General features: G+C 73.6%; 15 protein-coding genes. 8 read left to right on the plus strand and 7 right to left on the minus strand.

Annotation, left to right across the window (positions count from 1 at the left end):
• Positions 1–59: 59 nt before the first annotated feature.
• The 4 genes from ACQP2P_RS43865 to ACQP2P_RS43880 are packed head-to-tail and all read left to right on the plus strand — an operon-like array spanning position 60 to position 3,021.
• Positions 60–716, plus strand: coding sequence for a response regulator transcription factor (locus ACQP2P_RS43865; protein WP_433611296.1), 657 nt, complete (start codon positions 60–62; stop codon positions 714–716).
• Positions 713–1,861 (plus strand): sensor histidine kinase, encoded by a 1,149-nt coding sequence (locus ACQP2P_RS43870; protein WP_433611298.1) that lies wholly within the window; start codon positions 713–715, stop codon positions 1,859–1,861. Before ACQP2P_RS43865 ends, ACQP2P_RS43870 begins: the two co-directional genes overlap by 4 nt.
• 42 nt (positions 1,862–1,903) lie before the next feature.
• A complete protein-coding gene (locus tag ACQP2P_RS43875) occupies positions 1,904–2,530 on the plus strand; it encodes a TetR/AcrR family transcriptional regulator (RefSeq protein ID WP_433611300.1) in 627 nt (208 codons plus the stop codon).
• Positions 2,530–3,021: an acyl-CoA thioesterase gene (locus tag ACQP2P_RS43880; RefSeq protein WP_433611302.1), complete on the plus strand. Its 492-nt coding sequence runs from the start codon at positions 2,530–2,532 to the stop codon at positions 3,019–3,021. The genes ACQP2P_RS43875 and ACQP2P_RS43880 overlap by 1 nt, the downstream gene beginning before the upstream one ends.
• On the opposite strand, the gene ACQP2P_RS43885 is transcribed toward ACQP2P_RS43880, so the two are convergent.
• The 5 genes from ACQP2P_RS43885 to ACQP2P_RS43905 all read right to left on the minus strand — a co-directional run bounded on the left by ACQP2P_RS43885 (position 2,935) and on the right by ACQP2P_RS43905 (position 5,989).
• Positions 2,935–3,405 (minus strand): nucleoside deaminase, encoded by a 471-nt coding sequence (locus tag ACQP2P_RS43885; protein WP_433611304.1) that lies wholly within the window; start codon positions 3,403–3,405, stop codon positions 2,935–2,937. The two genes, ACQP2P_RS43880 and ACQP2P_RS43885, sit on opposite strands and share 87 nt — an antisense overlap.
• Before the next feature lie 20 nt (positions 3,406–3,425).
• Positions 3,426–3,953: a tRNA adenosine deaminase-associated protein gene (locus tag ACQP2P_RS43890; protein ID WP_433611306.1), complete on the minus strand. Its 528-nt coding sequence runs from the start codon at positions 3,951–3,953 to the stop codon at positions 3,426–3,428.
• Between the two features lie 155 nt (positions 3,954–4,108).
• Entirely contained in the window at positions 4,109–4,276 is a 168-nt protein-coding gene (locus ACQP2P_RS43895; protein ID WP_433611308.1) for a hypothetical protein, read from the minus strand.
• A gap of 47 nt (positions 4,277–4,323) precedes the next feature.
• On the minus strand, positions 4,324–4,833 hold the full coding sequence (locus tag ACQP2P_RS43900; protein ID WP_433611309.1) for a hypothetical protein: 510 nt from the start codon (positions 4,831–4,833) through the stop codon (positions 4,324–4,326).
• Positions 4,834–4,855: 22 nt separating this feature from the next.
• On the minus strand, positions 4,856–5,989 hold the full coding sequence (locus ACQP2P_RS43905; RefSeq protein WP_433611311.1) for a hypothetical protein: 1,134 nt from the start codon (positions 5,987–5,989) through the stop codon (positions 4,856–4,858).
• A 114-nt stretch (positions 5,990–6,103) separates the two neighbouring features.
• On the opposite strand from ACQP2P_RS43905, the gene ACQP2P_RS43910 reads away from it, so the two are divergent.
• A complete protein-coding gene (locus tag ACQP2P_RS43910) occupies positions 6,104–7,108 on the plus strand; it encodes a prephenate dehydrogenase (RefSeq protein WP_433611313.1) in 1,005 nt (334 codons plus the stop codon).
• Here ACQP2P_RS43910 and mtnA read toward each other — a convergent pair.
• A complete protein-coding gene (gene mtnA / locus ACQP2P_RS43915; RefSeq protein WP_433611315.1) occupies positions 7,067–8,056 on the minus strand; it encodes an S-methyl-5-thioribose-1-phosphate isomerase in 990 nt (329 codons plus the stop codon). The genes ACQP2P_RS43910 and mtnA overlap by 42 nt on opposite strands.
• A gap of 107 nt (positions 8,057–8,163) precedes the next feature.
• On the opposite strand from mtnA, the gene ACQP2P_RS43920 reads away from it, so the two are divergent.
• The 3 genes from ACQP2P_RS43920 (at position 8,164) to ACQP2P_RS43930 (ending at position 10,337) form a co-directional block, all read left to right on the plus strand.
• Positions 8,164–8,607, plus strand: a complete 444-nt coding sequence (locus ACQP2P_RS43920) for a hypothetical protein (protein ID WP_433611317.1) — start codon at positions 8,164–8,166, stop codon at positions 8,605–8,607.
• Positions 8,608–8,651: 44 nt separating this feature from the next.
• Positions 8,652–9,320: a VanZ family protein gene (locus tag ACQP2P_RS43925; RefSeq protein WP_433611319.1), complete on the plus strand. Its 669-nt coding sequence runs from the start codon at positions 8,652–8,654 to the stop codon at positions 9,318–9,320.
• A gap of 63 nt (positions 9,321–9,383) precedes the next feature.
• Positions 9,384–10,337, plus strand: coding sequence for a hypothetical protein (locus ACQP2P_RS43930; protein WP_433611321.1), 954 nt, complete (start codon positions 9,384–9,386; stop codon positions 10,335–10,337).
• On the opposite strand, the gene ACQP2P_RS43935 is transcribed toward ACQP2P_RS43930, so the two are convergent.
• Complete coding sequence (locus tag ACQP2P_RS43935; protein ID WP_433611323.1) at positions 10,334–12,004, minus strand: DUF885 domain-containing protein; 1,671 nt, start codon at positions 12,002–12,004, stop codon at positions 10,334–10,336. The genes ACQP2P_RS43930 and ACQP2P_RS43935 overlap by 4 nt on opposite strands.
• Between the last annotated feature and the right edge of the window lie 40 nt (positions 12,005–12,044).

A 12,044-nucleotide genomic window follows, 5' to 3' on the forward strand; every position in this document is an offset into this window, starting at 1 on the left:
GGGGGCGTCAGCACCGGCGCTTAACCCCGCCTTACGGCCGCGGCGGGCACCATGAGGGCATGCGAGTGCTGGTGGTCGAGGACGAGCAGCTGCTGGCCGACGCCGTCGCCGAGGGCCTGCGCCGGGAGTCGTTCGCGGTCGACGTCGCCTACGACGGATCGGGGGCCTTGGACCGGCTGGGCGTCAACGAGTACGACGTGCTGATTCTCGATCGCGACCTGCCCGGCGTCGACGGCGACGAGGTCTGCCGCCAGGTGAGCGCGCGGCTGCCCGACACCCGCATCCTCATGCTCACCGCGGCCTCGGCCGTGGCCGAGCGGGTCGCCGGGCTGTCCCTCGGCGCCGACGACTACCTGGGCAAGCCCTTCGCGTTCACCGAGCTGGTGGCCCGGGTCCGGGCCCTGGGCCGGCGCGCCCGCGCGGCCGCCCCGCCGGTGCTGGAGCGCGGCGACCTGCGGCTGGACCCGAACCGGCGCGAGGTGTTCCGCGCCGGGCACTACGTGGGCCTGACCCGCAAGGAGTTCGCGGTGCTGGAGGAGCTGCTGCGGGCCGGGGGCGCCGTCGTCTCGGCCGAGCAGCTGCTGGAGCGGGCCTGGGACGAGCACATCGACCCGTTCACCAACGTGCTGCGGGTGACCGTGATGACGCTGCGCCGCAAGCTGGGCGATCCGCCCGTGATCGAGACCGTCGCCGGAGTGGGGTACCAGATCCCGTGAAGCACCTGCGCATCCGCGTCCGCCTGACCGCCCTGTTCGGCGCGCTGTTCCTGGCCGGGGGCGTGCTGCTGCTCGGCGTGACGTACCTGCTGGTCCAGCAGAACATCCACCAGCGCAACTCGAGCGTCAAGCTCGACGACGTGCCGCCCGAGGTGCGTCAGACCCTCGGAGTCGACCAGCGGCGCTTCCTCGACCTGGTGCAGCAGCTGCAGGCCCGCCAGGACCAGGTCGAGCAGGCCACCCTCGACGCGCTCGTCACCCAGGGGTCGATCGCGCTCGGCCTGGTGACCGTGATCGGGGTCGGCTTCGGCTGGCTCGTCGCGGAGCGTGCGCTGCGGCCGGTCGAGCGGATCACCGAGACGGCCCGGCGGGTGGCCGGCGGCAACCTGCACGAGCGGATCGCGATGCGCGGGCCGCGGGACGAGATCAAGGAGCTCGCGGACACCGTCGACTCGATGCTGGAGCGGCTCGACCAGGCCTTCGACGGGCAGCGCCGGTTCGCCGCCAACGCCTCCCACGAGCTGCGCACGCCGATCGCCATCAACCGCACGCTCATCGAGGTGGCACTCGGCCGGCCGGACCCGCCGCCGGAGGTGGTGCAGCTGGGCGAGACGCTGCTGGCCGTGAACGCCCGCCACGAGCGGCTCATCGACGGGCTGCTCACGCTCGTCGCCTCGGACCAGCCGCTGACCGTGCACGACCGGGTCGACCTGGCCTCGGTGGCGCGGCACGTGGTTTCCGGTCAGGTGGATTCCGGTCAGGTGGTTTCCGGTCAGGAGGTCTCGGCCGAGCTCGAGCCGGTGGTCGTCGTCGGCGATCCGGTGCTGCTGGAGCGGGTCGTGCAGAACCTGGTGGACAACGCGCTGGCGTACAACGTGCCGGACGGGAAGGTCTGGGTGACGACCACGCGGGCCGGTGACCGCGCGCGGCTCGTCGTGGAGAACACGGGGCCCGTCATCCCGGCGTACGAGATCCCGGGCCTCTTCGAGCCCTTCCGGAGACTGCGGTCCCGGACGGGCTCGGCCCGCGGCACCGGCCTGGGGCTGTCGATCGTCCGCTCGGTGGCGGTCGCGCACGGCGGGACGGCCGAGGCCGAGCCGCGCGACGGCGGCGGCCTCCGCGTCACGGTGACCCTGCCCACATAAAACAATCCGATCGATCGCACTTTTTGTTGGTACGGTCTGAGCATGACTGACGGCCGACTTGCGCGCGGCGAGCGTTCCCGCACCGCCGCCCTCGACGCCGCGGTCGCGCTCGCCACCGAGTCCGGCCTCGAGGGGCTGTCGTTCAACCAGCTCGCCGAGCGCCTCGGGGTGAGCAAGTCCGGCCTCTTCGCGCACTGGCGCACCAAGGAGGAGCTGCAGCTCGCCGCGGCCGACCACGCCGAGGCGCGCTTCATCGAGCGCGTCGTGCGCCCCGCCCTGCACCGGCCGCGAGGGGTGCGCCGGCTGTGGGCGCTGCACGAGCACCGGCTCGCCGACATCGCCTCGGGCGACCTGCCGGGCGGATGCTTCTTCGGCATCGCCCAGTTCGAGTTCGTGGGCCGGCCCGGCCCGGTCCAGGACCGGCTCGCCGCGGCCCTGGAGCGCTGGCACGCGCTGCTCGAGCGGCTCATCGCCGAGGCCGTCGAGCTGGGCGAGCTCGACCCCGGCACCGACCCGCAGCAGCTGTCCTTCGAGCTCAACGCGCACGGCACGGCGGCCGTGTACGAGTCCCGGCTCTTGCCCGGTCGCCAGGTCTTCGCGCACGCGCGCGCAGCCGCCCTGGTCCGGCTGCGCGGCCTGAGCCCGCAACCTCACCTTCTGGAGGCGTGATGTCCGGTCATGTCGAGCCGTTCACGGTGCACTTCGACGACCTCGACCCGATGGGGATCGTGCACAACGCGCGGTACGCGGTCTTCCTGGAGCGCGCGCTGTCGCGGTGGTGGGCCGAGCGCGGGGTCTCGTTCGCGGGCGGGCGGCCCTCGACCCCCGATGCCGTGCACGCCGTCGCCGAGTACTCGATCGCCTACCGGGCCCCGGTCCGCGGCACGGGCGAGATCGGCGTGCACTTCTGGCTCGAGTCGCTCGGGGAGAGCAGCGCGGTGTACCGCTTCCGCATCCTCTCCGCCGACGGCGCCACGGTCCACGCGGAGGGCCGGCGGGTCAACGTGAAGCTCGACCCCGGCACGCTGCGCCCCGCCCCGTGGACCGAGGCGGCCCGGACCGCGGCCCGGCCGCTACTGGCGGTCGTCCCGCAAGCGGTCGTCCCGCAAGCGATCGTCCCGCAAGCGATGGTCACTGAAGAACTCGCGCAGCAGCGCTGAGGCCTCGTCCGGCAGCACCCCGGCGATCACCTCCGGGCGGTGGGTGAGGCGCCGGTCGCGCATGACGTCCCACAGCGAGCCGACCGCGCCCGTCTTGGGCTCCCAGGCGCCGAACACGACCCGCCCGACGCGGGCGAGCACGATCGCGCCCGCGCACATCGTGCACGGCTCGACGGTGACGACGAGCGTGCAGTCCTCGAGCCGCCAGCCGTCGGTTTTGGCCGACCGGCGCAGCACCAGCATCTCGGCGTGCGCGGTCGGGTCGCCGGTCAGCTCGCGCTCGTTGTGCGCGGCGGCGAGCTCGGCACCGTCCGGCCCGAGCAGCACCGCCCCGATGGGAACGTCGGCCCCGGCGCCGGCCGCGACCTCCAGCGCGCGACGCATGGCCGTCTCCCACCGGCGGATCACGCCTCGCGCAGCTCCTCGATCTCGTCCCCGGCGCCGACGGCCTGGCAGATCTCCGCCGTGATGTCGGCCGGGAGCATGCCCTCCTGGGCGCACAGCTCCAGCAGCCGGCCGCCGGACACGCCGAGGTCGGCCAGGAGCTCGGGGTCGCCGACGGGCTCGACGTCGGGCTCGGCCGAGGGCCGGTCCTCGTCCTCGTCGTCGCCCTCGTCGGCCTCGTCGGCATCGGCGTCGGCGATCTCGGGCAGCTGCTCCTCGATGTCGCCGAGCAGGATCGCGCCCAGCCGCGAGTCCTCGGCGAACACCTGGTCGGAGCCGAAGACCCGCAGGTCCTCACCCTCGTCGAGGCGCAGGATCGCGAGGTAGGCGTCGTCGGACTCGACGAACAGCAGCGAGACGGACGCCTCCGGATCGGCGTCACGCAGACGATCGGTGATCTCTTCGATGTCGGCGACGCCGCTGAGGTCGAGCTCGGCTGCGGCCCAGCCCTCAGCGCCGCGCGTGACAGCGGCAGCGAAGTGCGACACGGTCCCCCCGGTCGGTGCTCGTCGGTACGCGTGAACACTATTCGAGCGGGTTGCGCCTTGCTGGCAAAGGGCCCCCGAGTCCGCCTCGGCGAGTCGTCCTCTCCCTTACGTCCGTCCGGGTGAACTCGAACGGGCCGAAGCACCGAACAGGGGACTCAGCCGGCGATGCGGCGCCGGTTGGCGATGAGTTCGCGCAGGCGGTCGGCGCGCACCCGGCGGGGGTGGAGTCGCTCGCGGAGCGCCTTGGCTTCCGCGAGCTCGACGAGCAGCGCGAGCCGCCGTCGCCGCCGCTCGGGGTCGAGCCGCTGCAGCCTCAAAGCCATGCCGCTGAGCGTGATCCTCGTCGCAACGCTCGTCAAGAGCGCGATGTTCACCACAACAGCCAGTCGCCGCCCGCTAGACGGTAGGCGACGAGGATGCCCGCGATCGCCAGCGCGACGCCGCTCGCGGCGGCCACCCCCACCGCCACGCCCCGGTCGCCGAAGCGGGCCAGGATCGCGGCCGCGCCCCAGGCGACGAAGGCGGCGACGATGCTCGTCCACACGTAGGCGCGGGCCGAGGAGTTCATGAGCAGCCCGAACAGCAGCATCCAGGCCGCGCCCGCGGCGCCACCCAGCGCGACCATCTGGCCGCGGACGGGCAGCGGCTCCCGGTAGGTCGGCCGGGGCTGGCTGACCTTGAACACGGGCGGCTTCAGCGCGCCCTGCCACGCCCCGTAGGCCGCGGCGGGGGTCGGGGGCCGGGAGGTCGGCGGCTGCGCGCTGAGGCGCGGCGGAGGCCCCACGACCGGCGGCCCCATGGCACCCGGCCAGGGGCCGGGCGGGGCGGTCGCCGCGGTGGGACCGCCCGGCTCCTTCCACTGCGACTCGCTCACTGCCACATCTGCAGCTTAGCCCGGTGCGTCAGCCGAAGACCGCGAGCCGTTTCCAGCTCGCCCCGGCCACCATGGTGAACTCGCCGCCCGCAACGACCTGGCGCAGCGGCTCGGCGGCGCTCAGCGTGCGCACCCCGACGACGCCGTTGGCCTGCGGCGCCCAGTCCAGCAGGCGGCCGGAGCCGTCGATCGCGGCGAGCTTGACCCGGCTGAGCGAGCCGTCGGTGCAGGCGCCCTGGCTGCCGTTGCGGGCGGTCTCGCAGGCGCGGTCGAAGTGCCCGCCGACGTAGGCCACGTCGCCGAGCGCCGCCACGGCCTGCACGTCGCCGTCGAAGACCCGCAGCCAGCGCTGCCGCCCGTCGGGAGAGTAGGCCGCGGCCCGGCCGCCCTGCCCGCCCATGCCGGCGTAGACGGTGCCGTCGGCGCCGACGGCCACGGAGTGCACGACGGCCTCGGGGCGCGGCAGGAAGCCCTTGTCGAGCGCGCCGGTCACGGGGTCGACGGCGGTGAGGCGCAGCGAGTTCGAGACGTTGCCGGTCCGGTGGAAGGAGCCGCCGAGGAAGACCCGGCCATTCCCGGCCGCGAGCGACTCCACGGCGTCGTCGGTCGTGGGGGTCCACCGGGCGTCCAGCGCGCCCGTGGCCGTGTCGAACGCCGCGAGGTTGGTGCGCCGGGAGGAGTCGATCTGGGTGAAGCGGCCGCCGACGTACAGTCGCCCGCCCTGCACCGCGAGGGCCACCGGCGAACCGGCGATCGCGTGGCTGAACGCATCGACGGCGCCCGAGCTCGCGTCCAGCTTCGCGAGCGAGTCCCGCTTGGCGCCGGAGATGCGTGAGAACTCACCCGCCACATACACAGCGTGACCGTCGGTGGCCACGGCCCGCACCGTGCCGTCCGCCTTCGGGGCCCAGTCCAGCAGCGCCCCGGTGCGCGCGTCGAAGGCCGCGAGGCGAGACCGGGCGACGCTGCGCCCGCCCACGATCGCGTTGCCGAAGGAGCCGCCCACGTAGACGGTTTCGCCCAGGTAGACGGTGGTGTGGACGGTGCCGTCGAACTGCGGGGAGACGCTCGGGCTCCGCTCGACCCCGGCCGCGCTCGCGATGCCGCCGGTGAGCACGGCGACGGCCGCGACGGCAGCCGCCACAAAAGGGATAAGTCGCATGAACGCACGGTAACGGGATGTAGTCGCACGAACAGGAACGAACCGGTCCGCATAAGGCGTTCGGCGGCCGTCCCGAGCCGAACGGAGGATCGGGAGGTGTGCGACAGTTCCGCAGTGCGTGATGCGACGTTGAACGTGGCGGTGATCGGCCTCGGGCTGATCGGCGGGTCGGTCCTGCGGGCGCTCGCGGTGCACGGGCACCGGGTGAGCGGCTACGACGCGGACCCGGCGACCAGGGCGACCGCGCGCACGGCCGCGGCCCAGGCCCCGGCCAACGCGCGCTGGCACGTGACCGGCTCGATCGCCGATGCCGTGCGCGACGCCGAGCTGGCCGTCGTCGCGGTGCCGCTGCCGGCCGTGGGGGCGGTCTTCGACGAGCTCGCGTCGCTCGGATACGTCGGCGTGGTCACCGACGTCACCTCGGTGAAGGGGCCGGTGCGGGACCTGGCCGCCGACCGCCTGCGCACCGGCGGGCAGGCGCTGGCCACGTTCATCGGCGGGCACCCGATGGCCGGCCGCGAGACGTCCGGCTTCACCGCCGCCGATCCCCGCCTGTTCAACGGCTGCGCCTGGGTGCTGTGCCTGACCGAGGACGGCGCCGGGCTGCGGGACTGGGTCGACCTGGCCGCGCTCGTCACGGGGCTCGGGGCCCGGGTCGTGCCGGCCACCGCGGACGAGCACGACGCCGCCACGGCCGCGATCTCGCACGTGCCGCACCTCGTCGCGGCCGCGGTCGCCGCGCTCATCTCCAACGATCCGCTCGCCGGGACGCTCGGGGCGGGCTCCTTCCGCGACGGCACCCGCGTCGCCGCCTCCCGCCCGGAGCTCACCGCGGCGATGTGCGGGGGCAACGCGCCCGCCGTCGGCCGGACGCTCGACACGGTGCTGGCCGACCTGGCCGCCGCCCGCGCCGCGCTGGACGGGTCCGACCCGATCGGCGCGCTGACCCCCTGGCTCACCCCCGGCCACACCGCGCGGCTGGCCTGGCCGCCGGAGCCGGGCGAGTCCGCCGACCTGCCCGCGCGCGCGGACGTGCTGCTGCGCCTGGGCCGGGTCGGCGGCTGGATCGAGTCCGTGTCAGCCGACCGCAAGACCGTCCGGGCCGTCCGCCCGGCCTGAGAACGTGCGGGCGTCGGTGACCACCGCGGTCACCAGCTCGGCCGGTGTCACGTCGAAGGCCGGGTTGACCGCGTCGGTGCCCTCGGGCGCCGTGGACCCCGCGACCTCGGCCGCGCCCCGGTCCTCGATCTCCACGTCCGCGCCGCGGGCGGTGCCCAGGTCCACCGTGGACTCCGGCGCCACGCAGATGAACGGAATGCCGGCCGCGCGGGCGCCGAGCGCGTGGGCGTACGACCCGATCTTGTTCACCACGTCCCCGTTCGCGCAGATCCGGTCCGCGCCGAGGATGACGGCGTCGATCTCGCCGCGCGCCATGAGGAACGGCCCGGCCGAGTCGACGGCGAGCCGGTGCGGCACCCCGGCCCGGCGCAGCTCCCACGTGGTGAGCCGCGCCCCCTGCAGCAGCGGCCGGGTCTCGCTGGCGACCACCCCGCCGAGCCGCCCCCGCCGGTGCAGCTCGAACACCACCGCGAGCGCGGTGCCGTCCACGACCGTGGCCAGGCCGCCCGTGTTGCAGTGGGTGAGCAGCCGCGGGCTGTCCCCGCAGAGCTTCTGCACGAGGTCGGCCCCGCGCCGCGCCATGCGCCCGGAGCTGGCGATCTCCTCGTCCCGGATGCGCAGCGCCTCCGCCAGCACCGCGTCGAAGGACGGCAGCAACGCCGCCGCCCGTTGCGCGCCGCGCGCCAGATTGACCGCCGTCGGCCGCGCCGTCCGCAGCAGCTGTACCGCCCGAGCCCGCTCCCGCTCCCCCTCGAACTGCTTCGCGGCGAGCGCGACCCCGAGCGCCCCCGCGACCCCGAGCGCCGGCGCTCCCCGCACCCGCAGCCGCTGGATCGCCTCGACCAGCGAGTCGACGGTCTCGAGCCGCAGCACGACGTGCTCGTGCGGGAGCCGGGTCTGATCCACCAGGACCACGGCGCCGTCATTCCAGTCAATTGTGAACTTCAATGCATCTGCCTTCCGTCGCCCGTTGGAATTCGTCCGAACGGAGCTTCACCGCATCGGTTTCCCTAAACCCCCGACAGCGCACGTCGACGCGCGTACATTCGGTTTTCATGAGCTCCGCACTGGCGCTCGCGGCGGCCCCGATCGTGCTGGCCGCGGGTCTGCTCGCGTTGATGAAGGTCCCGACGAACCTCCAGCTGACCGTGACCGACAGCGCCCTGGTCATCGAGCCGCAGGGCCTGGATCGTCTCTGGACCCGGCGCGACCGCATCGAAGTCCCACTGACCGCGGTGGCCTCCATTCGCATCGCGCCGCGCTCCGAGGCCCCGCCGCTGCCGGAGCGCCGAAATCCCCTGCACCTGCCGGGAATCATCACAGCGGGCACCCACGGCCGGACATTCTGGGACGTCCGGCGGGGCGACCAGCTGCTCATCATCCAATGCCACTCGAGCGCGGAGTTCGACACGCTGGTGCTGCAGTTCGCGAATCCGTTCGCGACGCTGACCCGCACGCGAACGGTACTCGCACCGCACCCCCACCGCTCCGCCGCCTGAAAACGCATACGCTGCCGCAACATCGGGCCGTCTTCAATGGGGGCATGAACCGCAGCGCGATCCTGTCCGCCCGCCCCGGCCGCACGCGCCGGGTCGTGCTCCTCGGCTTGGTCATCCTCGTCATCCTCGCCCTGGCGCTCGTCATGTTCACCTTCCGGCGGATGCTGACGATGGCCGCGCCGGCGTGCATGGCCGGGCGGTGGCACGGCTGCTTCGACACGGACAACGGCGTCGTGCTCATGACGCTGGTCCTGCTGCCGGTGGCCGGGCTGGTGGCGTGGGCGCTGGCGAGTCTGCGGCGGGCGGCCGGGGTCGCGTCACCGTGGCGGCTGTCGCTGGCCGAGGTGGGCATGGTGCACGGGACGGTGCCGTGGATCTGGCTGACGATGATGCCCGGGCCCGGGGCCGGCGTCGTGCCGGGGCGCCTGAGCCTGATACCGCTGCGGGACCTGGTCGACATGGGGCTGCTCGGGATCGGCGGCAACCTGCTGGTGCTCGCGGCGCTGGGGTTCTTCGCGCCGATCCGGTTCGCGGCGCTCGCGTCGGGGCCGCGGATCCTGGCGCTCGGGGCGGGCGGTTCGATCCTGATCGAGACGCTGCAGTACGTGCTGCGGCTGGACCGGGTCTCCTCCGTGGACGACGTACTGCTCAACACCGTGGGCTGCGTGCTGGCCGGGCTGGCCTCGCGCCGCTGGTGGCGCACCGCGGGCTGACCGCCGCGGGCCCGGCCGAAATTCCTCGGGAAACCGGCAACCGTTCGGGATCAAACCCGCGTCATGGTGTGCGCCCGCGTCATCGACCCCCGAGGAAACCACCTCCATGGCATCGCCCCGGCGCCCCTTCCCGGTGCCTCCACCGCCACGAGCGCCACCACGGGCGCGACCACCGGCCCGCCCGCGAAGGTGGAGTCCAGCGCTCCCCCGAGCGTCACCGAGACCGTGCTCAAGGGGACGCGGTGGTATCTCGCGAGCACGCCGACCGAGTACGTCGTGCACGCCGTCACCGGGACCGACGACAAGGTCACGGCCCGCATCCCCGGCGACAGCAACGACGCCCACTGCGTCTCGCAGACCATCACCGTCTCGCCCACCGGCAAGCGGCTGGCCTGGGTCGAGGGCAGCGACGAGCTCAACGGCACGCTCAAGGTGGCCGACACCGACGGCAGCCACCGGCAGACGCTCGGCACCGGCGTGCTCTGCCTCGGCGCCGACACGCTCATCTGGAAGGGCGACGACCAGCTGGTCCTGACCAAGGGCAACCAGCAGCACCTGGTCGACATCGCCACCAGGGCCGACACCGCGCTGCCCACGACCGAGCAGGTCGAGTCGTACTCCCCCGACGGCTCCAAGGTGGCCAAGACGGTCGGGCAGCAGCGGGTCGCGAACGGGAAGTCGTACAAGTACACGCCCCCGGCCGCCATGGCCGAGCACTACGACGGCTGGTCGGCGCGCGGGCTGTCGGCGGACGGGCGCTACGTCGCCGCGGGCTGGGAGGGCACCGACCCGAGCCGCTGGCGCGACACCTTCGCGATCGTGGACACGACCACCGGCAAGGCCGTCGCCCTGCCCGGCAGCGGCGAGGAGAACTCCGTGGTGTTCACGGCCGGCGGCCTGGTGCTCGCGCACCAGGCCGGCCAGACGGTGATCTTCGACGCACGGCTGCAGCACCAGGGCGAGATCCGGGACCCGGCCGGTCTCCAGAACGCCCTGCTGCTCGGGTTCCGGCCCTAAAGTCGAGCCAGGGCCGCGCGCAGCGGGTCCAGGCCCAGGGAGCCCAGGTTGAGCGCGTCGCGGTGGAAGGCCCGCAGGTCGAAGCCGGAGCCCTTGCGGGCCTGGGCGTCGGCCCGTGCCCCCAGCCAGGCGCGCTCGCCGAGCTTGTAGGAGGGGGCCTGCCCGGGCCAGCCGAGGTAGCGGTTGAGCTCGAAGCGCAGGCTCTTCTCCTCCACGCGGCAGTGCGCCCGCAGGAACTCCCAGCCGAGCTCCGGCGTCCAGCGCTCCCCCGGCGCGAAGCCGAACGGGTTGTCGCGCGGGATCTCCAGCTCGAGGTGCATGCCGATGTCGACGATCACGCGGGTCGCGCGGAACGCCTGGCCGTCGAGCATGCCGAGCTTGTCGCCGGGGTCGCTGAGGTAGCCGAGCTCGTCCATGAGCCGCTCGGCGTAGAGGGCCCAGCCCTCGCCGTGGCCGGACGACCAGGCGAGCACGCGGCGCCAGCGGTTGAGCAGCTCGGCCCGCACGTACGTCTGGGCGATCTGCAGGTGATGCCCGGGCACGCCCTCGTGGTAGACGGTCGTCACCTCGCGCCAGGTCGAGAAGCTGTCGACGCCCTGGGGCACGGCCCACCACATGCGGCCCGGGCGGCTGAAGTCCTCGCTCGGGCCGGTGTAGTAGATGCCGCCGTCCGACGTCGGGGCGAGCATGCACTCGATCGGCCGCACCGGCTCCGGGATGTCGAAGTGGCGGCCGTTGAGCTCCTGCACCGTGGCGTCGGCGAGCTGCTGCATCCAGTCGCGGAACGCCTCCTTGCCCTGGATGACCCGGTTCGGGTCGGAGTCCAGCGCGGCGACCGCCTCGTCGACCGAGCCGCCCGGCACGATCTTGTCGGCCACCGCGCGCATCTCCGACTCGAGGCGCGCGAGCTCGTCGAAGCCCCACGCGTAGGCCTCGTCGAGGTCGACCGTCGCGCCGAGGAAGTAGCGGGAGGCGAGCTGGTACCGCTCCCGTCCGGCGGCCTCCTTGGGCCGGCCGAGCGGCGCGAGCTCGCGGCGCAGGAACTCGCCGGTCTCCGCGGTGGCGGCCCGCGCGGCCTCGGCCCGGGTCGCGAGCTCGCCGGCCAGCGCCGGGTTCTCGGCGCCGATGCGGGCGGCCAGGTCGGGGTAGAAGTTGTCGCCCTCGAGGTCGGCCCAGACCTCACACTGCTTGGCGACCTCGACGATCTGCTTGGCCGGGGCGACGTTGCCGCGCTGGGCCTCGTGCATGAGCGTCTGGCGCCACTGCGCGAGGGCGCGCGGCACCTCGCCCAGCCGGGCGACGATGTTGGCGACGGCCTCCTCGCCGCTCATCGGCATGAGGTCGAACGAGCTCCGCACCCCGTGCAGGGGGCTGGAGATCACGTTGACGTCGCTGGCGAGATCGCCGGCCTCGTAGCGCTCCAGAGCCAGCCCGAGCCGCTCCTGCATGGCCTCCTTGGCGACCCGCTCGGTCTCGTTCGCGGGGGTCTGCGCGTCCAGCGCGGCGAGCGTGGCGCGGTCGAGGTCGGCGAGCGCGGCGAAGCCGTCGGGCGACAGGTCGGTCAGCTCGTGGTCGTGGCCGGCCACGCCGACGAAGGTCGCCCCGATCGGATCGAGGGGCGCCCACTGCTCGACATACCGGTTGGCAATGTCATCGATAGAACCCACGGGCCGACCCTACAGGCCAATTCGCAACGTGTGGCTCGGC

It is taken from the genome of Dactylosporangium sp. CA-139114, assembly GCF_050955725.1.
Classification (GTDB): domain Bacteria; phylum Actinomycetota; class Actinomycetes; order Mycobacteriales; family Micromonosporaceae; genus Dactylosporangium.

Coding starts and splice junctions, on each gene's coding strand:
- ACQP2P_RS43880 (WP_433611302.1), top strand. CDS start 2,530: ATGTCCGGTCATGTCGAGCCGTTCACGGTGCACTTCGACGACCTCGAC.
- ACQP2P_RS43905 (WP_433611311.1), bottom strand. CDS start 5,989: ATGCGACTTATCCCTTTTGTGGCGGCTGCCGTCGCGGCCGTCGCCGTG.
- ACQP2P_RS43920 (WP_433611317.1), top strand. CDS start 8,164: ATGAGCTCCGCACTGGCGCTCGCGGCGGCCCCGATCGTGCTGGCCGCG.
- ACQP2P_RS43875 (WP_433611300.1), top strand. CDS start 1,904: ATGACTGACGGCCGACTTGCGCGCGGCGAGCGTTCCCGCACCGCCGCC.
- ACQP2P_RS43925 (WP_433611319.1), top strand. CDS start 8,652: ATGAACCGCAGCGCGATCCTGTCCGCCCGCCCCGGCCGCACGCGCCGG.
- ACQP2P_RS43895 (WP_433611308.1), bottom strand. CDS start 4,276: ATGGCTTTGAGGCTGCAGCGGCTCGACCCCGAGCGGCGGCGACGGCGG.
- ACQP2P_RS43865 (WP_433611296.1), top strand. CDS start 60: ATGCGAGTGCTGGTGGTCGAGGACGAGCAGCTGCTGGCCGACGCCGTC.
- ACQP2P_RS43885 (WP_433611304.1), bottom strand. CDS start 3,405: ATGCGTCGCGCGCTGGAGGTCGCGGCCGGCGCCGGGGCCGACGTTCCC.
- ACQP2P_RS43930 (WP_433611321.1), top strand. CDS start 9,384: ATGGTGTGCGCCCGCGTCATCGACCCCCGAGGAAACCACCTCCATGGC.